This is a genomic window from Pseudomonas wuhanensis, assembly GCF_030687395.1.
Taxonomy (GTDB): domain Bacteria; phylum Pseudomonadota; class Gammaproteobacteria; order Pseudomonadales; family Pseudomonadaceae; genus Aquipseudomonas; species Aquipseudomonas wuhanensis.
The window spans coordinates 4,579,304-4,601,314 of sequence record NZ_CP117430.1 but is presented as its reverse complement, the minus strand read 5'-3'; the positions used below and the strand labels follow the sequence as shown (position 1 = coordinate 4,601,314).

Here is a 22,011-nt window from a genome sequence, read left to right as displayed (position 1 = left end):
AACGCGTGCAAGAGTTAATCGAGTCGGTAGGACAACTTTCGGCTAAGCAAAGAAAGGCTCTGGCGGTTCTGCTCAAGCAGAAAGGCGTCAACCTTTTTGACATTGCCCCGGTTTTCAAGCGCACGCCTGAAGAGCCGTTGTTGCTGTCCTACGCTCAGCAGCGCCAGTGGTTTCTCTGGCAATGGGCGCCGCACAGCGCGGCCTATAACATTCCGACGGCCCTGCGCTTGCAGGGGCCGCTGGATGTGGCCGCGTTGCAGCGCAGCGTCCAGGCGCTGATCGAACGTCACGAAACCTTGCGCACGGTGTTCACTCAAGACGCCGGGCAACCCTTGCAAACGATCCTGCCCGCAGGCTCGTTTGCCCTGGATATTCACGAGCTGAACCCTGAACTGGCGGCTAACCCGCAAGCGTCGATCCAGGCCTTCGTCCAGACCCAGAGCCAGAAAGCTTTCGATTTGCAGACCGGCCCGCTGTTGCGCGCGGCCCTGCTGCAAGTCTCCCCGCAGGAGAATGTGCTGGTACTGACCCTGCATCACATCGTCTCGGACGGTTGGTCGTTGCAGGTGATGATCGAGGAGCTGGTGCAGTTGTATGCCGGCTTCAACCTAGGGCACGACACCGGGCTGCCGGCCCTGCCGATTCAATACGCCGACTATGCCCTGTGGCAGCGGCAGTGGATGGAGGCCGGCGAACAGGAACGTCAACTGGCCTACTGGCAACAAAAGCTCGGTGGCGAGCAACCGGTGCTGGAGCTGCCCGCCGACCGTGCGCGGCCGGTGGAGCAAAGCTTTGCCGGGGCCAGCCATAACCTGATTCTGGACCCGGCCCTGAGCGATGGACTCAAGGCCTTCGCCCGCCGGGAAAACGTCACGCTGTTTGTGTTGTTGCTGGCCTCGTTCCAGGCCTTGCTGCACCGCTACAGCGGCCAGGCCGACATCCGCGTCGGTGTGCCGGTGGCCAACCGTGGGCGGGTGGAAATCGAGCGTCTGATCGGTTTCTTCGTCAACACTCAAGTGCTCAAGGCGGATGTCGACGGCCAAGCCAGCTTCGTCGATCTGCTGCGTCAGGTTCGGCAAACCGCCCAGGAAGCCCAAGCGCACCAGGACCTGCCGTTCGAACAACTGGTGGAAGCCCTGGAGCCGGGACGCAGCCTGAGTCACAGCCCGTTGTTCCAGGTGATGTTCAATCACCAGGCCGAAAGTCGGATCAGCGTCGAGACTCGGTTGAACGGGTTGAGCATCGAGCCGCTGGAATGGCAAAGCGCAACCGCGCAGTTCGACCTGGTGCTGAACACCACCGAACAGGCCCATGGCATTGAAGCGGTGCTCAAATACGCCACCGACCTGTTCGAACCGGCGACCATCGAGCGTCTGGCGCAGCATTGGTGCAACCTGCTGCGGGCGATCGTGCAGGACCCGACCCAGCGCATTGCCCAATTGCCAGTGCTCGATGACGCGCAGCAACAGCAACTCCTCGCGCACTGGAACCCGAGCCCGGTGGTGCATCCGGTCAGCCAGTGCATTCATCAGTTGATCGAGGCTCAGGCCGAGCGTCATCCGGAGGCGCCGGCGGTGGTGTTCGCCGGGCAACGGCTGACCTACGCCGAACTCAATCGCCGGGCCAACCAATGGGCGCATCAGCTGATCGCCCGTGGCGTCGGCCCCGATGTGCGGGTGGGCGTGGCGGTGGAACGTTCGCTGGACATGATCGTCGCCATCGTCGCCGTGCTGAAAGCCGGTGGCGCTTATGTGCCGCTGGACCCGAGCTATCCCGACGACCGTCTGCGTTACATGATCGAGGACAGCGGGATCGAGTTGTTGCTGACTCAAGGGCATCTGCTGGCGCAGTTGCCGATTCCTCCGGGGCTGGCTTGCCTGGACTTGAATCAAGCGCCGCAGGACAGCAGCACGGCCAACCCGCCATGCCGGACCAACCCGGACAACCTCGCCTATGTGATTTACACCTCCGGGTCCACCGGCAAGCCCAAGGGCGCGTTGCTGCCCCATGGCAATGTCATTCGCCTGTTCAGCGCCACCGATCACTGGTTCGGCTTCGGCCCCGAAGACAGCTGGACCCTGTTCCATTCCTACGCGTTCGATTTCTCGGTCTGGGAAATCTTCGGCGCGCTGCTCCACGGCGGCAAACTGGTGGTGGTGCCCCACGATGTCACCCGCTCGCCGGAAGACTTCTACACCTTGCTCTGCGACGAACAGGTCACGGTGCTGAACCAGACGCCGTCGGCGTTCAAACCGCTGATGCAAGTGGCCAGTGCCTCGTCGCGCAATCACGCGCTGCGTTACGTGGTGTTTGGCGGTGAAGCGCTGGAAGTGCAGAGCCTGCGCCCGTGGTTCGAACGTTTCGGCGACCGCGCGCCAACCCTGATCAACATGTACGGCATCACTGAAACCACCGTGCATGTGACCTACCGTCCGCTGTCCATGGCGGACTTGCAACAGAGCCACAGCAGCCCGATCGGCGAGCCGATTGTCGACCTGTCGTGGTACTTGCTCGATGACGCGCTGAACCTGGTGCCCCAAGGGTGCATCGGCGAGTTGTACATCGCCGGGGCCGGGCTTGCGCGGGGGTATCTGAACCAGCCGGGCATGAGCGCCACCCGTTTCGTTCCGGACCCGTTCAACCCTCTGGCCGGCGAACGCCTGTACCGCACCGGCGACCTGGCGCGGCTGCGTGGCGACGGTGTGATCGAGTACATCGGCCGTATCGACCACCAGGTGAAGATTCGCGGTTTCCGTATCGAGCTGGGGGAAATCGAAACCCAATTGCTCAACCATGACGCGGTGCGTGAAGCCGTGGTGCTGGCGGTCGAAGGGCTCAGTGGGCAGCAACTGGCCGCGTGGATCGTGCCGAGCGAGCCAATGGAAGCGGACGCCCATGCCAGCCTGCGCGATTCGATCAAGGCGCAATTGCGTGAAACCCTGCCGGACTACATGGTGCCGGTCAGCTGGGTATTCCTCGAACGCCTGCCGCTGACGGCCAACGGCAAGCTCGATCGCAAGCAACTGCCCAACCCCGATGTGAGCCAAGTGCAAGAGGCTTATGCGGCACCGCGCAGCGAACTCGAACAACGCCTGGCGGAGATCTGGCAGGACGTGTTGAAAGTCGAGCGGGTCGGGCTCAACGACAATTTCTTCGAATTGGGCGGCGATTCGATCATCTCGATTCAGGTGGTCAGCCGGGCGCGTCAGGCGGGCATCCGCTTCTCGCCCAAGGACATGTTCCAGCACCAGACCGTGCAACGCCTGGCCACCGTCGCCCAGCAGAGCGATGCGGTGCAGGCGATGCAAGGTGATGTGCTCGGCACGGCTGTGCTGACGCCGATTCAACAGTACTTTTTCGCCACCGACATTCCCGAGCGTCAGCACTGGAACCAGTCGATCCTGCTGACCCCGGCCGAACCGCTGCAAGCGGCGGCGCTGGAACAGGCCCTGGAACATCTGCAACGGCATCACGATGCCTTGCGTCTGCGCTATCGCCAGACCGCAGGTGAGTGGGTGCAGGAACATGCCGCCGTCGATCAGCCCAACGCACTACTGCGCAGCGTGGCATTGCCAGACAGCGAGGCCTTGCCGGCGCTGTGCCTGGAGTTGCAGCGCAGCCTGAACCTGAGCGCCGGCCCGTTGATCCGTGCCGCACTGGTGGACTTGCCCGATGCCAGCCAGCGGCTGCTGTTGGTGATCCACCATTTGGTGGTCGATGGTGTGTCGTGGCGGATCCTGCTGGAAGACCTGCAAACCGCTTATCAGCAACTGAGCGCCGGGACACCGTTGCGCTTGCCGGCCAAGACCACCGCGTTCAAGGATTGGGGCGAGCGTCTGCAAGGTTATGCGCGCAGCGCCGGGCTGGAAACCGAACTGAATTACTGGCGCGGGCAACTGGCCGAAGCACCGGTGGACTTGCCGCTGGACAATCCCCAGGGACAATTGCAGAACCGCTTCGAGCGCAGCGTCGATACGCGTCTGGACGCCGAGCGCACCCGGCAGCTGCTGCAACAGGCACCGGCGGTCTATCGCACCCAGGTCAACGATTTGCTGCTGACCGCACTGGCCCGGGTGCTGTGTGAATGGACCGCTGCCGACAGCGCCCTGGTGCAGCTCGAGGGGCATGGTCGCGAAGACCTGTTCGACGACCTCGACCTGAGCCGTACCGTGGGCTGGTTCACCAGCATGTTCCCGGTGCGCCTCACGCCGCAGGCCAGCCTCGAAGCGTCGATCAAGGGCATCAAGGAACAACTGCGTTCGATCCCGAACAAGGGCATCGGCTATGGGGTGCTGCGTTATCTGGGCAGCGCCGATACACAGGCGGCCCTGAGCGGTTTGTCCCAACCCAAGGTGACGTTCAACTACCTGGGCCAGTTCGATAACAACTTCGACGAGGGCGCGTTGTGGGTGCCGGCCACCGAAGACAAGGGCGCAGGCCAGGACGAACAGGCGCCGATGAGCAACTGGCTGACCATCGACGGCCGCGTCTACCAGGGGCAATTGAGCCTGACCTGGACCTACAGCGGTGACGTGTTCGAAGAGGCAACCATCAACAAACTGGCCCGCGCGTATGAAGTCGCGCTGGGCGAGTTGATCGACCATTGCCTGAGCCATCCGAGCGGCGGCCTGACCCCTTCCGATGTGCCACTGGCCGGGTTGTCTCAGGCTCACCTCGACAGCCTGCCGATCGCCGCGCAGCGCATCGAAGACATTTACCCGCTGGCGCCGATGCAGCAGGGCATTCTGTTCCACAGCTTGTACGACGCCGATGCCAGCGCTTACGTCTATCAGATGCTGCTGGATATCGACGGTCTGGATGTACCGCGCTTCCAGCAAGCCTGGCAGCGGGTGGTGGATCGTCATGAAGTGCTGCGCGCCGGTTTCATCTGGGGCCGCGACGGCCTCGATACACCGCTGCAAGTGATCTATCGCCAGCTGACCCTGGAAATGCCGGAAGTGGATGTGCGCGCCGAACCGGATCTGCAAGCCGTGCTTGAGGCCCGTGCCTTGGCTGATCGCGAACGCGGTTTCGACTTGCAGAACCCGCCGCTGCTGCGCCTGTGCCTGCTGCGCACCGCCGATGATCGTCATCGCCTGATCTTCACCTGCCACCACATTCTCATGGACGGCTGGAGCAACTCGCGGATGTTTGGCGAAGTGCTGCAGGATTACGCCGGGCATCCGGTGTCGAGTGCCCAGGGCCGTTATCGCGACTTCCTGGCCTGGCTGCAACGCCAGGACAAGGGCGCGGCGCAGGCCTTCTGGCGTGGGCAGTTGGCTGAACTGGACGAGCCGACGCGGCTGGCCTCGGCCTGCCACGGGCAAGCCGTGCCCGGCCCCGGCAAAGGCGTGCATAAGCTGACCTTTGACGCAGCCTTCACCCAGCGCCTCAACGGTTTCTCGCGCCAGCAGCAAGTGACGCTCAACAGCCTGGTGCAAGCCGCGTGGCTGTTGGTGTTGCAGCGCTACACCGGGCAGAGCAGTGTCGCGTTCGGCGCGACGGTGTCCGGTCGTCCGGTGGACCTGCCGGGCATCGAGCAACAGTTGGGCCTGTTCATCAATACCCTGCCGGTGATCGCCAGCCCGCAAGCGACCTGCAGCGTCAGCGACTGGGTGCGCGGCGTGCAGGACAAGAACCTGCTGCTGCGCGATTACGAACAGACGCCATTGCAAGACATTCAACGCCTGGCCGCGCTCAACGGCGAAGCGTTGTTCGACACGTTGCTGGTGTTTGAAAACTACCCGGTGTCCGACACCCTGGAGGCCAATCCGGGCGGGTTGCGTTTCAGCGGTCTCGAACACCGTGAGCAAACCAACTACGGCCTGACGCTGATCGCCGGTGCCGGCGAGGTGTTGAGCCTGGACTTCAACTACCTCACCGAGCACTTCGCCGAGCGCAGTATTGTCGACCTGGCCGCTCATCTGGAAGAAGTGCTGCGTCAGTTTCTCGATGCACCGCAACGGGTGCTGGGCGAGATCGGCCTGTTGCCGGCCACCGAGCTGCGCACTCTGGCCGAATGGAACGACCATCACGCGCCATACCCGGCCCAGGCCTTGATCCATCAGGGCTTTGAAGCCCAGGTCGAAGCGCGGCCACAGGCGATTGCCTTGCGCCATGCTGGTGCCGAGCTGAGCTACGCCGAACTCAACCGCCGCGCCAACCAATTGGCCCGTCATCTGCAAACCCTGGGTGTCGGTGCGGAAGTCCGCGTCGGCGTGGCGATGCCCCGTTGCGCTGAGCTGGTGATTGCTCTGATGGCGGTGCTCAAGGCCGGTGGCACCTACGTGCCGCTGGACCCGGACTACCCGGCGGATCGCGTGGCCTACATGCTCGACGACAGCCAGGCGCGGGTGTTGCTGACGCAGCAGCCTTTGCTGTCGCAGTTGCCTGAAACCCAGGCGCAGGTGGTGTTTGTCGAGGCTGGCGGCGTGAGCTTTGCCGATCAGGCGCCGCACAACCTTGAAGGCGAGATCGACTCCGCCAACCTGGCGTATGTGATTTACACCTCCGGTTCCACCGGTAAACCCAAAGGCGTGGCGATCGCTCATCGCAACGTGCAGGCGCTGATCCACTGGTCCCGCGAGGTGTACAGCGAGCAAGACCTGCAAGGTGTGCTGGCTTCGACCTCGGTGTGCTTCGACCTGTCAGTGTGGGAGATTTTCGTCACCCTGGCCCGCGGTGGCTCGATCATCATGGCGCGCAACGCCCTGGAATTGCCGGACCTGCCGGAGCGCGATCAGGTGCGCCTGATCAACACCGTGCCGTCGGCCATCGCGGCGTTGCAGCGCACCGGGCAGATCCCGCAGGGCGTGCGCATCATCAATCTTGCGGGTGAGCCGCTCAAGCAAGCGCTGGTGGACACGCTGTACCGGCAGACCTCGGTCGCGCACGTTTACGACTTGTACGGGCCGTCGGAAGACACCACCTATTCGACCTGCACCCGCCGCGAAGCCGGCGGCCAGGCCAACATCGGCCGGCCGCTGGTGAACACCACCGCGCACCTGCTCGATGCCCAGTTGCAGGCCGCACCGATTGGCGTTGCCGCCGAGTTGTACCTGGCCGGCGACGGCATTACCCGTGGCTATCTGTTCCGTCCGGGCCTGACCGCTGAACGCTTTGTGCCCAACCCGCTGGCCAGCGACGGCGAGCGGATGTACCGCACCGGCGACCTGACCCGTTTGCGTGACGACGGGGTGATCGAATACGTCGGCCGCATCGACCATCAGGTCAAGGTGCGCGGGTTCCGTATCGAACTGGGTGAAATCGAAGCGCGCCTGCTGGCCCACGACACCGTGCGCGAAGGCGTGGTGCTGGCGATGGAAGGCCACAGCGGCCAGCAACTGGTGGCCTATGTGGTGCCGACGCAGGCTGATCTGAGCCCGCAACAGCAGGACGATCTGAGCGAAGCGCTCAAGGCCGGACTCAAGGCGCACCTGCCGGATTACATGGTGCCGGCGCAGTGGTTGTTCATCGAACAACTGCCGCTGACCCCCAACGGCAAACTCGACCGCAAGGCCTTGCCGACCCCGGACGCCAACCCGCTGCAGCGCGATTACGTGGCACCGCGCACCGCGCTGGAACAGCAGATTGCCGGGATCTGGCAGGACATTCTGAAACTCGATAGGGTTGGCCTGACCGACAACTTCTTCACCCTGGGCGGCGACTCGATCATCTCCATTCAGGTGGTGAGCCGGGCGCGTCAGCAGGGCATCAGCTTCACGCCCAAGGATCTGTTCCAGCAGCAGACCGTCCAGGGGCTGGCCACTGTCGCGCAGCTCGGCAAAGCCCTGGCACCCACCGATCAAGGCCCGGTGACAGGTGAGACACCCTTGCTGCCGATTCAGCAATGGTTCTTCGAGCAACCCTTGCCGCAGCGTCATCACTGGAACCAGTCGGTGTTGCTCAAACCGTTGACCCCTCTGCTGGCCGCGACGCTTGAGCAGGCCTTGCACGCACTGATCGATCATCACGACAGCCTGCGCCTGGGCTTCACCGAAATCCCATGCAGATGGTCGGCAAGTTATCGGACCGTGGAACAACAGCGCCTGTCACCGTTGTGGCTGGAAACGGTCAGTGATGCCGCCCACCTGGAACGCGTCGCCGAACACGCCCAGCGCAGCCTGGATCTGCAACAAGGTCCGTTGTTGCGCGCGGTGTTGTTCGAGTTGCCCGAGGGCGAACAGCGCTTGTTGTTAATCGTTCATCACCTGGTGGTCGATGGTGTGTCGTGGCGGATCCTGCTGGAGGATTTGCAGGGCAGCTACCGCCAGTTACTGGCCGGCGAACCGTTGGCATTGGCGGCCAAGACCACGTCCTTCAAGCATTGGGCCGAGCAATTGCAACGTCACGCCCGCAGTGAATCGCTGCTTGGACAACTGCCTTACTGGCAGGCGCAGCGCTCGGACGGCGCGCCGCTGCCGCAAGATAATCCCCAGGGCAGCCTGCAGAGCCGTCATGCCTTGACGCTTTACAGTCGCCTGAACCCGACCTTGACCCGACGACTGCTGCAACAGACCCCGGCGGCTTACCGCACACAGGTCAACGACCTGTTGCTGACGGCGCTGGCACGGGTGATCGCCCGTTGGAGCGAACAGTCGTCGGTGCTGATTCAGCTCGAAGGCCATGGTCGTGAAGATGTGTTCGACGGCCTCGACCTGACCCGCACAGTAGGCTGGTTCACCAGCCTGTTCCCGGTCAAATTGACCCCGACCCAGGAGCTGGCCGGCTCGATCAAGCAAATCAAGGAGCAACTGCGCGCGATTCCGGATCGTGGCCTGGGTTACGGCGTGCTGCGTTATCTGGGGGACGAGGCTTGTCAGGCGTCGCTGCGGGACCTGCCGACACCGCGTATCACCTTCAACTACCTGGGCCAGTTCGATGGCAGCTTCGATAGCCAGAGCGGTGCCTTGTTTGTGCCGGCCGGCGAAGGCAAGGGCGCAGAGCACAGTCACGATGCGCTGCTGGGTAACTGGCTAACGCTCAATGGTCAGGTGTACGGCGGCGAGTTGAGTGTCGGCTGGTCGTTCAGCACGCACATGTTCAACGCCTCGACCATCGAACGCCTGGCCGAGGAGTACGCCCGGGAACTGGAGCTGCTGATCGAGCATTGCTGCCAGCCGGACAGCCACGGAGTCACACCGTCGGACTTCCCGTTGGCGCATCTGGATCAGTCCCGACTGGATACCTTGCCGGTCGCCCCGTCCCGGATCGAAGACATCTATCCGCTGTCGCCGATGCAAGAGGGCATGCTGTTCCACACCTTGTCGGACAATGGTTCGAGCCTGTACGTCAATCAGATCAGTTTGCCGGTGGGCGGTCTGGATGTTGAGCGTTTGCGCAAGGCCTGGGAGGCGGTCATCGAGCGTCAGGCTATCCTGCGCACCAGCTTCCATTGGCACGATGGCTTGGCCAAACCGCTGCAAATTGTCCAGCGTCAGGCGACGCTCGATTTGCAGGTGCTCGACTGGCGCGATCGCGACGCCAGCGAGGCGGACATCGCCGCGCGGGCCGCCGAGGACCGCGCGCGAGGCTTCGAGCTGACCCGTGCGCCACTGCAGCGAGTGTTGTTGATTCGCACCGCTGAAGATCAGTACCGGATGGTCTGGACCAGTCATCACATCCTGATGGACGGCTGGAGCAGCTCGCGGCTGTTTGGTGAGGTGATCCAGCACTACGCCAAGGGGCAAATCAGCGCTGAAAACGGTCGCTACCGCGACTTCATCGCCTGGTTGCAAGCCCAGGACCAGGACGCTCGGGAGCTGTTCTGGAAAGCCCGGCTGGCCCCGGTCAACGAGGCGACGGCGTTGAGCCAGGCCATCCATCCACGGCATGTGTCCGATGAGCCCGGCCACAACGCCATTTACTCCCATTGGGACGCGCAACAGACCGGTCGTCTGCTGCAGTTCTGCCGCGATCTGCGGATTACGCCGAACACGTTGATCCAGGGCGCATGGTTGCTGCTGTTGCAGCGCTACACCGGGAAAAACACCGTGACCTTTGGTGCCACGGTGTCCGGGCGTCCCGAGAGTTTGCCCAATGTCGGCAACATGCTGGGTCTGTTCATCAACACCTTGCCGATCATTCAGACGCTGGAACCGGATCAGCCTCTGGCAGACTGGCTGAACCGGATCCAGGCCTACAACCTGGATATCCGCGACCACTCCCAGGTGCCGTTGGCGGACGTGCAACGCTGGTCCGGCCTGGGCGGGCAGGCGCTGTTCGACAGCATCATCGTGTTCGAGAACTACCCGATCGACGACCGCCTGCAAGAGGACAACGACACCGGCCTGAGCTTCGGCAAATCCATCGGCCATGACGTGACGAACGTGCCGATGGACCTGGCAGTGACGCTCGGCGACGAACTGTCGATCGAATACCTGTACCTGCGCAGCCACTTCAGTGCCGAGGCGGTGGAAGGAATTCGCCTGACCCTGGAAAACACCCTTGAGGCGATGATGCGCGCGCCTTACGAACGCCTGGGTAACCTGCAGCGTCTGTCGCTCGAGCAATGGCAGGCGATGCAAACCTGGAGCGCCGAACCGCCGGCGGAGCATCAACCGCAACTGTTGCCGGAGCTGATCAGCCGACACGCACTGAGTCAGCCCGAGGCCATTGCGGTGCAATGCGCCGGGTTGAGCCTGAGTTACGGCGAACTGGAACGCCGGGCCAATCGTCTGGCCCACTGCCTGATCGAACACGGCGCAGGGCCGGAAGTGGTGATCGGCGTGGCCCTGCCGCGTTCGCTGGAAATGGTCGTCAGCTTCCTCGCCGTGCTCAAAAGCGGCGCGGCGTATGTGCCGCTGGACATCGATTATCCGCCGGAGCGTCTGGCGTACATGATCGAAGATTCGGGCATGGCGCTGCTGCTGACCCGGAGCAGTTTGCGAACGACGTTACCGGCGCCCGAGGGCCTGTTGCGCCTTGAGCTGGATCACCTCGACGAGTCGCGTTATTCCGATGAGACGCCGCAGTGCCGGGTGTTGGAGCACGGGCTGGCTTATCTGGTTTACACCTCGGGTTCTACCGGGCGGCCAAAAGGCGTGGCGGTTACCCAGGGACCGCTGAGCATGCACTGTCAGGCCATCGCCAAACTGTATGAAATGGACACCCGCAGTTGCGAGTTGCACTTCATGTCGTTCGCCTTCGACGGTGCCCACGAACGCTGGTTGAGCACGCTGTACAGCGGCGGCCGGCTGGTGGTGCGGGACGGTTGCCTGTGGACGCCGGAGCAAACCTACCAGGCACTGCACGAATATGGCGTGACCATCGCCTGCTTCCCGCCAGCCTACCTCAAGCAACTGGCCGAGTACGCCGCAGCCAGCGGAATTGCACCGCCACCGGTGCGCATCTATTGCTTCGGCGGCGACGCGGTGCCGGACCAGACTTTCGAACAGGTCAAGGCGGCGCTGCGTCCCGAGTACTTCACCAACGGCTATGGCCCGACGGAAACCGTGGTCACGCCGATGCTGTGGAAAGTGCCGGTGAGCCAGCAGTGTGAAGCGGCTTATGCGCCGATCGGCCGGGCGGTGGGCGCGCGTTCGCTGTATGTGCTGGATGAGGAGCTGAATCCGCTGCCGCCAGGTTTTGCCGGCGAGTTGTACATCGGTGGCTACGGGGTTGCCCGTGGTTATCACGGCCGGGCGGACCTGACCTGCGAACGCTTCGTGCCCAACCCGTTTGCCGGCAGCGAGCGGCTGTACCGCACCGGCGACCTGGTGCGTTTGCGCCAGGATGGCGTGGTCGATTACGTCGGTCGCATCGACCATCAGGTCAAGGTGCGCGGGTTCCGTATCGAGCTGGGTGAAGTCGAGGCCAGCCTGCGGCAACTGGCGCAGGTCAGCGACGCTTTGGTGATCGCCCGGGACAATGCTTCCGGCAAGCAACTGATCGGTTACGTCGTCACCGAGGCCGGGCAGGAGTTGGGCGATGAACTCAAGGCCGGACTGCGCAGCACCTTGCCGGAATACATGGTGCCGGCGCAGATCGTCTGCCTCAGTGCCTTCCCGATCACCCCCAACGGCAAGCTCGACCGCAAGGCATTGCCCGAGCCGGAATTCAAAAGCGAGGAATACGTCGCCCCGCGTAATCAGCAGGAACAACTGCTGGCGGACATCTGGTCGCAGGTGTTGCAGGTGGAGCAGGTCGGTATCAGCGACAACTTCTTCGAACTGGGCGGCGACTCGATCCTGAGTCTGCAAGTGATTTCCCGGGTCAGGAACCACCCGACCTTGCAGATGGAACTCAAGCTGCGCGATCTGATGCGCTACCAGACCATCGCCGGTATCGTCGAACAGGACGTGGTGAAGGCGGGCACCGCGCAACCGTCGGTGGACCTCACCCATGTGGCCAGTGAAGGGTTGTTCAATCTGCTGCCGATTCAGGAGTGGTTCTTTGCCGAGGGCATGGCCGAGTCTCATCACTACAACCAGTCGTTTTTGCTGAGTGCACGTCAGACGCTGGATCTGGATGCCCTGGAACAGGCGCTGGGCTGGATCGAAAACCATCACGACACCTTGCGCCTGCGTTTCTGTCAGGAAGGCGGGCGTTGGTTGCAGCGCTATGCCGCACCGACCGAACGCCGCGAGCCGGTGCTGTGGCGCCGCGAGGTCGAGAGCAGTGAGCAGGTCGAAGCCTTGGCCAACCTGACTCAGCGCAGCCTCAAACTCGACGATGGACCGGCCTGGCGTGTGGTGCACATCGCCTTGCCGGACGGCCAGGCGCGGCTGTTGATGGTCATCCACCATCTGGTGGTCGACACCGTATCGTGGCGGATTTTGCTCGATGACTTGAAGGTGGCCTACGAGGCCTGCGTGATGGGCGTCGAACCGCGACTGCCGATCCGCACCAGCAGCTATCGCGCATTTGCCGAAGCATTGCAGGCGCAGGCGCCGGTGATTGCCGAGCAGGAATTGGGCTACTGGCTGGAGCAACTGGATCAGCCGGGCGTCGACCTGCCGTGCGACAACCGTCGCGGCAAGAATCAGGTGCGTCACCAGGCCCAGGCGCGGCTCAAGTTGTCTCGCGAGCACACCGAGCAGTTGCTCAAACAGGCGCCGGCGGTCTATCGCACGCAGATCAACGATTTGCTGCTGGCGGCCCTGAGCCGGGCGTTGTGTCGCTGGAGCGAACAGCCGTCGGCGCTGATTTTGCTGGAAGGGCATGGTCGCGAGGACCTGTTCGAGAACATCGACCTGAGTCGCAGCCTGGGCTGGTTCACCAGCATGTTCCCGGTCCGGCTCACCCCCGACAGCACGGACATCGGTGCGTCAATCGTCAATGTGCAGGCGCAGTTGGCGGCCATCCCGCAGAAGGGCATCGGCTACGGCGTATTGCGTCACCTGGCCGGCCCGCAACTGGCCCGCCAATTGGCCGATCTGCGGCAGGCACGGGTGACGTTCAACTATCTGGGGCAGTTCGATCAGAGCTTCGACGAGCAGGCCCTACTGGTGCCGGCGCTGGAAGAAACCGGCGACAACTACAGCCTGCAGGCCAATCTGGGCAACTGGCTGGAGGTTGTCGGCCAGGTGTATGACGGCCAATTGGCGCTGCGTTGTATCTACAGCACCCAGCGTTATCGGGCCAGCACCATGGAGCGGTTCATGCAGGATTATCAACGCGAGCTTGAAGCGTTGATCGAGCATTGCATGGCACGGGTGGGCTGAGTGCCGGGGTTTTAATCATTGCCGGGGGGCGTTGTCACTTTTTGCTGACGCGCCCCTTTTACTGACGCCTTTTTTGGTGGATAGAAGGATTTTTCGATGTCGTTACACCCTGATCTGGAAGCCTTCCTCGACCTGGCGCAAGACGGCCAGGACGCAGGCCAGCCGGCGCTGCATCAACTGACCCCGGTCGAGGCCCGGGCGATCTTCGAACAGACCACCGCGCAGTTGCGCTGGGATGCCCCTCAGGATCTTGACGTGCTGGAGATCAATACCCCGGCTCGGGACGGTGCGCCGCTGGCGTTGCGGTTGTATCGGCCGAGCGGGGCGACGGCACCGATACCGGTGCTGGTGTACTTCCATGGTGGTGGTTTTGTAGTGGGCAGCCTGGATTCCCATGACGGAGTCTGCCGCGAATTCTGCCGACGCACCCCGTGCGCGGTGTTGTCCGTGGGCTATCGGCTGGCGCCGGAGCACCGTTTCCCGACGGCGCTGGAGGACGGTGAAGACGCCTTGTTTTGGCTGGCGGAACAGGCGCTGGCCCTGGGGCTGGATGTCGGTCGCGTCGCGTTCGGCGGCGACAGTGCCGGTGCCACGCTGGCGACGGTGTTGGCCTTGCAAGCGGTGGTTCAGCCACACACTGTGGCCATCGTCCCCAAGGTGCAGTTGTTGTGTTATCCGGTCACTGATGCCTCGCGCGCTCACGATTCGCGCTTGTTGTTCAGTGAAGGGTATTTGCTGGAGAACGACACGCTGGACTGGTTTTACCAACACTACGCCCGCAGCCCCGAAGACCTGCTGGACTGGCGCTTCTCACCGTTGCTGGCTGAGGACCTGCGCGGTGTGGCGCCGGCGATTGTGCTGCTGGCCGGGTTCGATCCGTTGCTCGATGAAGGCCAGGCCTACGTCGATAAACTGCGCGCGCAGGGGGTGAGTGTCGAACTCGAACAGTGCCCGGGCCTGACCCATGACCTGCTCAGATTGGCCTCGGTGATGCCGGATGTGCTGAGCGTGCATGAAAGCTTGAGCCGTGCGTTGAGTCGGCATTTGAACTGATCAACCAGTTAAGCCGTTGATCGTTCCCACGCTCTGCGTAGGAATGCAGCCCGGGACGCTCCGCGTCCCCTCCAGAGCCGAACGCGGAGCGTCCGTTGAGGCATTCCCACGCAGAGCGTGGGAATGCAGCCCGGGGCGCTCCGCGTCCCCTCCAGAGCCGAACGCAGAGCGTCCGTTGAGGCATTCCCACGCAGAGCGTGGGAACGATCGGTTAAGGGCGGGCGATCTTTTGTTTGATCGTTCCCACGCTCCGCGTGGGAATGCAGCCCGGGGCGCTCCGCGTCCCTTCCAGAGCCGAACGCAGAGCGTCCGTTGAGGCATTCCCACGCAGAGCGTGGGAACGATCAAAACAGGCACAAAAAAACGCCCCGCAAATGCGTAATGCTGTTCACTTAAGCGGAGCAGCCTTACGGTCTACTGGAAACCGGGTCTTTGATATTTTCACCGTCCTTGGCCTTGAAGGTCTTGGACGGTGATCCAGAAACAATCCTCCGATACCTGCCCTTAACTCTGCCAATCGTCTGCCTGTGGCTGAAATCGGGTTGGCCGCTGCCATCACTATCAGTTGCACGGCAATGTACTGGCAAGCCGGTTTGAAACGAATGTCCGAGGGGGCTCGGCCAAACGCCACCGCCGCCTGGCGGGCTTCCCGACGAATCACGTTATAAACCAACAAAAGTCCCCAAACCTCCTGATAGACCAAGTCGACTTTTTTGCTACGCAAGGTCACTGCGTTCTGCTGCATCGAGCTCTTGATGTCCCTGAAGCCCAATTCGATCTCCCAGCGTTCCTGATGCAGCTTGGCCACGGCCTTGGCGTTGTAGGCGTTAGCCGGCAATGACGTCATGACGGTCTTTAGCTTGCCTTGAATTTCATAACTGACTTCGCGGGCCTCCCAATGCGTTGGAAGGGTCGGGTTTCGCTTCCTGGCCTGCGGCGAGACTTTCATGCGCACCCAACGATCGTGCTGGCTGTAGCGGGTCACTTCTTCGCAGACCATTCCTTTTTTTGCCGGGATCAACCAATGACGGTTGCTACCAGCACTGCTCAGGCTCGACAGCAGTTCGGCCCCCCAGAATCCTTTGTCGAACAACGTCACCGAGTGATCGGGGATCTGCTGCAGGAACTCGTCGGCCAAGCGCATTTCACTGCGTCGGTAAGGGCTCAATTGCGCATCCAGGATCACGTGCGAACGTACATTCATCAACGCCACCAGGCGCAGCATGGGAAACGGAGTCTGGCGGTCGCTCGGGGTGTTTCCCGACCCGAAGTGGTCCCGAAGCTCGGGCGTATCCGGGGTGCGCAAGAGTGCTCCGTCCACTGCGAACACCTGCAGTTCATGCCAGGCGTCACCGTCATAGCGCTCCGCGCCCCATTGGGTTCCCGTCTTGCGGAACAGCCACTCAACGGGATCGGCGCCGAGCCGCTTACGCGCTTCGGTCAGACCGCTACGGGCCAACAGGTGGTCAGAGGCCAGGCCTTGGGCGCAGATGTTCAAACGTCTGGCCACTTCGTGAACCGGTTCATCACGAAACAGCGCCATGCCGAGCACCAGCCAAAGCACTTGGTCAGCGGGCAGGCGACGTCGACGAATGGTGGCCTGACTGGAAAGATCCAGCGCAGACGCGACCCACTCTATGGGGATGTTTTGGATGAAGGTGCTCAGGTCGCAGAAGTTGAAAAGGTCGCCGAGGTCGAGCAGGTCCTGTTGAACAGACATAAAAAATCCGATGCCAGATATCTGGCATCGGATTTTCGGATAAGCCCAGCTGAGACTCAAATGCTTAAGTGAACAGCATTACCCGCAAATGCGGGGCGTTTTCATTTTTGCTGCAATCAGAAGTCAGCCTTGACCGACATCACGAAGTTGCGCGGTTCACCGTAGAAGTTACCCCAACCTTCGGAACCGACCGTGGCGTAGTAGCGCTTGTCGAACAGGTTGTTGCCGTTCAGTGCCACGGACCAGGTGTCGTCGATGCGGTAGCCGATGCGACCGTTCCAGACCGCATAGCCAGCCTGGGTGATGTTGTTGCCGCTGCTCGGCGAGACGCGGTAGTTGCTGCTTTGGGCATTGACGCCAGCACCGACGGTGACACGTTCCAGCGGACCGCTGAGGGCGTAATCGCCCCACACGCGCAGCAGGTGGCGTGGCACATACGAGTTATATGACACACCGTCCTGACTGGCGTCGGCGTCTTCCAGCACCTTGGTCTGGGTGTAGGTGTAGCCGGCCAGCAACTGCAGGCGGTCAATGACTTCACCGCTGACTTCAGCTTCGAAGCCTTGGGCGCGCACTTTGCCGGAGTTCTGCGAGCAGGTGCTGTCCGGGCAGGCCGGGTCATCCTGGGCTGCGTCTTTCTGGACGGTGCGGAACAGGTTGAAGGAGCTGTTCAGGCGACCGTCGAACCATTCACCCTTGATCCCCAGTTCATAGCTCTGGCCGATCAATGGCTTGAGGGTCGTACCGGTGATGGTCTTGTAGTTGCCTTGCGGGGTGAAGATATCCGCGTAGCTTGTGTAGACGGTCAGGTTGTCGTTGATGTCGAACAGCAGCGCGGCGAACGGGGTGACTTGCCCGGTTTCCTTGGCCTCGGAACTGATCGGCGTGCCTTCGCCGCGCCAGAACGAGACGGAGTCGGTTTCGGACTTGTACCAACTGACGCGGCTGCCCAGTACGAAGGTCAGCGGATCGGCCAGTTTCAGGCGTGCCGTGGAATAGGCGCCATATTGCTTGATCCGCATGTCTACCGGACCACCCCGGGTGGCGTTGGCCAGGTAGAAACTTTCATCCGGCTGGGGCAGGTGATGGTTGGGGTTCAGCACATTCTGACTATCAGGCAGGAGGGCCACGGCGTAGAAGTCATCTTTGTGGGAGCGGCTGGCGTTGGCGCCGACGATCAGCTCGTGCTCTTGGCCAAATGCGTCGAACTTGCCGTCCACATAAGCGTCGAGGCCGTAGTCGACCTGATCGTAGTCAAAGATGCTGCCGATCATCGGGGTATTGGTGCTGGTGGCGCCAACCGGTACCGAACCGCTGGGGAAGGCGTATTCCATGTCCTGGGTGTTTTTCGAGTAAACCCCCGCAACCTTCAGCGCCCAGTTGTCGTTGAACTCGTGTTTCAGATCGCCAAAGTAAGTGGCCCGCTTGCTGCGCTGGTTGTTCCAGGCGGTGTTCAGGCACGTGGAGCGAGAGAGCTTCAGGTCGCTGCCATCGGCGTAGCGGGGCAGGCCGCCCCAGCATGGGGTGGCATCGACGTCTTCATAGGCCATGCCCAGGCCCAGGGTGGTGTAGTCGCTCAGGTCAAAGTCCAGGGCGCCGTAGTAGATCTGATCCCTGCGCTCGCCCACATCATAGAAATACTGACGGGTCTGCTGGGTGACCACGGCCCGGCCACGAATGGTGCCGGCATCGTTCAGCGGGCCGCCAGTGTCGACCTGGCCACGGTAGTTGTCCCAGGTGCCGGCGGACAGCGACAGTTGCGTGTGCGGGGTGTCCTGGCCGCGCTTGCGCACGAAGTTCACGCCGCCCGCGGTGCCGCCTGCGCCTTTCATCATCCCGGCTGCGCCGCGCAACACTTCGACCCGATCATAGATCGCCATGTCGCTGCTGAAGGCGTCGGCCTGTACGTAGCTGCTGCCGATGTCCAGCGGCACGCCGTCGTACTGGTACTGGCCGGTCATGCGGAAACCCCGGGAGTAGAAATACTTGCCGCCCATGGGCGAGTCGTAAACGGTGATGCCCGGGGTCTTTTCCATGACCTGTTCGATGGTGTTCAGGTTCTGGTCATCGAGCATCTTGCGCGTGATGACGGTGATCGACTGCGGGGTTTCCTTGAGTGAATGCTCGCCCTTGCCAATGGTCACCGCGCCGGTGGTGTAGGAGTTGCTGCCTTCGGTGGTCGCGCCCAACCGCTGACCGTTGATGCTGGTCGGTGCCAGTTCCATCGCACTGCCGGTGGCCGGTGCCAGCAGCGTGACCGTGTTGCCGTCGCGCTGATGGCGCAACCCGGTGCCTTTGAGCATCGCGCTGAGCGAATCATCTTCCTGGTAGCGGCCGTTGAGGGCACTGGAACGCAGGTTCTGGATGCTCTCGGGGCTGTAGATGATTTGCAGGTTGGTCTGTTGACCGAGCGTCTGCAGCGCCTGAGCCAATGGCTGGGCCGGGATGTTCAGGGTCCATTCCTGGGCCTGGACATAGGGCGTCATGGCCAGGGTCATCGCCAGGCCGAGGCCGGTGGACGTCATGCGCGAGCGAGTCGTGCTGCTCATTAACAGGGCGCGGGTCAGAGGTCGAAGCATGAAACGGGATGCGGACATGAGGTTAAGACCTTGGCAGGTATAGTTGGTAATGGTTCTTATTCATCTCATTAAGACGAGGAGGCTGCGGCAAACCGGAAAATTATTTTTCCGATCGGCCACGGCCTCGTTGGTCAGGCGGGTTGCAGTTCGCTTTTGACCTTGCCGGCCTCCATGCGCACCAGTTGATCGGCGACGTCGAAGTAACGGTCATCGTGGGAGATCACGATGATGGTCTTGCCCAGGCGCTTCAGGTCGGGCAGCAGTTCGGTGTAGAAGATGCGGCGGAAGGTCGGGTCCTGATCGGCCGCCCATTCATCGAACACCAGCACCGGCCGTTCTTCGAGCCAGGCATTGACCAGTGCCAGGCGTTTGCGCTGACCGGTGGAAAGATCGGTGGTGCTGAACGCGCCGTCGCGCACGCTGACCTTGTGCGCGATCTCCAGGCGTTCGAGGTAGCGCGTGGCATCCTGCGGCACTTGGCGGTCGCCCTGAATCAGGTCATCGAACAGGTAATAGTCGGCAAATATCGTGGTGAAGTTCTGCCGGTAGTCATCGCGGTTGAGTGCGGTAATCGTCTGGTCGTTGACGCGGATCTCGCCTTCGGTGGGCGCATAAAGACCCAGCAGCAGTTTAATCAGCGTGGTTTTGCCACAGCCGTTCTCACCGACGATAAACACAATGTCGCCTTGTTGGATGCGCAGGTTGACCGGCCCGAGGCGGAAGGGCTCGCTGCCTTCCACAGGGGGGAAGGCGTAACGCACGTTGCTCAGTTCCAGGCTGTGGACCGGGCCGGGTTTATGGCCCTGATCTTCCAGCAGCAGGTGCGGTTCCGGGGAGGAAAACTGTTCGCTGAGTTCGGCGATCCGGCGAAACGCAATCTGCGCCCGGCTGATGATTGGCAGCGTGCTGACCAAATGTTCCAGCGGCCCTTTCATGTACAGCAGCACCAACACAAAACCGCTCATCACGGCTTTGTCGGAACTGGGCCAGAACGATTGCAGGGCCAGCGCCAGGCCAATGACCACGAAGAACAACATCGAGCCGAACGATTTGGCAATGACGAAGGTATTGATCGAGCGGATCTGGGTGTCGCAGATTTTCTCGGCGGTTTTCTGGATGCCGGACACGAACATGCGCTGACGCCGTGGGCGGTGGATGCGCAGTTCCTTGGCCCCTTCGGCGATGGCGTTGTAGTGCTTTTGCAGCTCGTCTTCGGAATCTCGTGCTGCGTAGAAACCGCGCATGCCCTTGGCCCGGGCGATGGCCTGGATGGTGGTGCCGATGGCGATGGCCACCAGCATCATCAGAAACATCGGCCACGACAGCAGGGCCAGATAGCCGAGGCAACCCAGGGTCACGGTCAGGGAAATCGCCAACGGCGCGAAGGCGAAGGCGAAATCGCTGATGGTGTCCACGTCATGGGTCAGCACCGGGATCAATCGGTGGCTGCGGTAGCGCTCGATCTGGTCTATGGGGGCTGACAGCACTTTCTCCCCCAGCTCTTTGCGCAGCCTGGCGATGATGTGCTGACCGACATAATTGGTGCCGATGTCGGACAAAATCGAGGTCAGCAGCGCCAGCACGCACAGCCCGGCGAAAATCATCACCACGGTGCGGGTCAGGCCATCGGCGGAGTGCAGGGCATTGTTGATGGTCGCCAGCAACACGGTGACGCTCAGGCCACCGATCATGCCGAGCATGATGGACACAGAGACGATCAGGCGGAAGGGCTTGAGCAGGGCGAACAATTCGTTGATCGCCCCACGCGTTGGCTTGGTCATGGAGGATTCCTGCTTCGATGCGGAGGGAGTGCCGGTACTTAAGGAAAACGAATGGTCGGGGACTTTATTTAAACGGCTGCAGAGGGTAATTGCCGGTTAGTCACCAGGCCTGTGGTGAGCGAAATCCCTGTGGGAGCGGGCTTGCCCGCGAAAGCGGTGCGTCAGGCGACTTAAATGTTGACTGTACCGCCGTCATCGCGGGCAAGCCCGCTCCCACAGGTTTCACGGCTGAACTGACCAGCATCAGGGCAAGCCCCCTCGCCACAAAGGATTCAGAGCTCACGCACTACGCGAAACCCCAGCCAGTCGCCGCTGCTGGTGGGCAGGCTGCTGTTGCGATTGCCGGAGCGGGAAAACACTGGCGCCTCCCCCCAGTCGTTGCCGCGCATCACCTGGCGTTTGCAGTTCTGTTCCAGCCATGGGCTGCCGTCGGTGGGTACGCCGACGTAGTCTTCGCGGTAGCAATCGGCGACCCACTCGTACACGTTGCCGTGCATGTCGAACACGCCAAAGGCGTTGGCCGGGAACGTGCCGGCCGGGGAGGTGAAGTTGTAGCCGTCGGCGGCGCCGTAGGTGTTGGCGTTTTTCGAGATCTGGTAGTCGGCGCCTTCATCGAACGCAAACGGGAAAGACCCGGTGCTGCCGGCGCGGGCGGCGTACTCACGGATCGACTCGCTGGGCAGGCGATAGGCATGACCGGTTTTCTTCGACAGCCAGGCAATGTAGCCCTCGGCTTCGGCCACGTTCATGCACACCGCAGGGTGGCGCGCGGTCTGTTTGAAGCTGGGTTTGCCGGCCGTGCAGCGACGGCCTGGCCGATCGTCGAAGTCGGCGGGGGTGTTGCCGGTGACGCGCACGTACGCGTCCCATTCGCCGGCCAGTACCTGGAAGCGGCTGATGGCGAAAGGGCGGGTGAAGGTCACTTCATGCAGCGGGCCTTCATCGGGCTGGTGGCCGACTTCATCCGCTGGCGTGCCCATGCTGTAGCGGCCGGCGGGCAGTACGACCATTTCCGGACAGTCTTTGCAGTCCTTGAACACCTTGCCGGGGGCTGGCGGGGTTGCGGCCTGGGCTGTGCCGGGCAGCAGACCGGCGAGCAAAGCGGTCAGCGCCAGGGCGGAGAACGTGTGGGGCGTTTTCATAAGTCATCTCGGTTAAAGGAAAACGGTGCCTCGCAGCGCAATGCTGTTCACTTGTGGCGAGCGAGCTTGCTC

6 protein-coding genes are annotated in these 22,011 nt (G+C 62.3%); 2 read left to right on the top strand and 4 right to left on the bottom strand.

Annotated elements, in window-relative coordinates; genetic code table 11:
- The first annotated feature begins 5 nt into the window (after window positions 1–5).
- Both PSH88_RS21200 and PSH88_RS21195 read left to right on the top strand, forming a co-directional pair.
- Window positions 6–13,664, top strand: coding sequence for a non-ribosomal peptide synthase/polyketide synthase (locus PSH88_RS21200; RefSeq protein WP_305483364.1), 13,659 nt, complete (start codon window positions 6–8; stop codon window positions 13,662–13,664).
- A gap of 96 nt (window positions 13,665–13,760) precedes the next feature.
- Complete coding sequence (locus PSH88_RS21195) at window positions 13,761–14,717, top strand: alpha/beta hydrolase (protein ID WP_305422454.1); 957 nt, start codon at window positions 13,761–13,763, stop codon at window positions 14,715–14,717.
- Window positions 14,718–15,105: 388 nt separating this feature from the next.
- Here the strand turns inward: PSH88_RS21195 and PSH88_RS21190 are convergent, their stop codons facing one another.
- The 4 genes from PSH88_RS21190 to pvdO all read right to left on the bottom strand — a co-directional run bounded on the left by PSH88_RS21190 (window position 15,106) and on the right by pvdO (window position 21,939).
- Window positions 15,106–16,437: an IS4 family transposase gene (locus PSH88_RS21190; RefSeq protein ID WP_305483363.1), complete on the bottom strand. Its 1,332-nt coding sequence runs from the start codon at window positions 16,435–16,437 to the stop codon at window positions 15,106–15,108.
- Window positions 16,438–16,553: 116 nt separating this feature from the next.
- Entirely contained in the window at window positions 16,554–19,034 is a 2,481-nt protein-coding gene (locus PSH88_RS21185; protein WP_305422453.1) for a TonB-dependent siderophore receptor, read from the bottom strand.
- A 113-nt stretch (window positions 19,035–19,147) separates the two neighbouring features.
- On the bottom strand, window positions 19,148–20,797 hold the full coding sequence (locus tag PSH88_RS21180; RefSeq protein ID WP_305422451.1) for a cyclic peptide export ABC transporter: 1,650 nt from the start codon (window positions 20,795–20,797) through the stop codon (window positions 19,148–19,150).
- 272 nt (window positions 20,798–21,069) lie between these two features.
- On the bottom strand, window positions 21,070–21,939 hold the full coding sequence (gene pvdO / locus PSH88_RS21175) for a dihydropyoverdine dehydrogenase (protein ID WP_305422449.1): 870 nt from the start codon (window positions 21,937–21,939) through the stop codon (window positions 21,070–21,072).
- Window positions 21,940–22,011 lie beyond the last annotated feature (72 nt).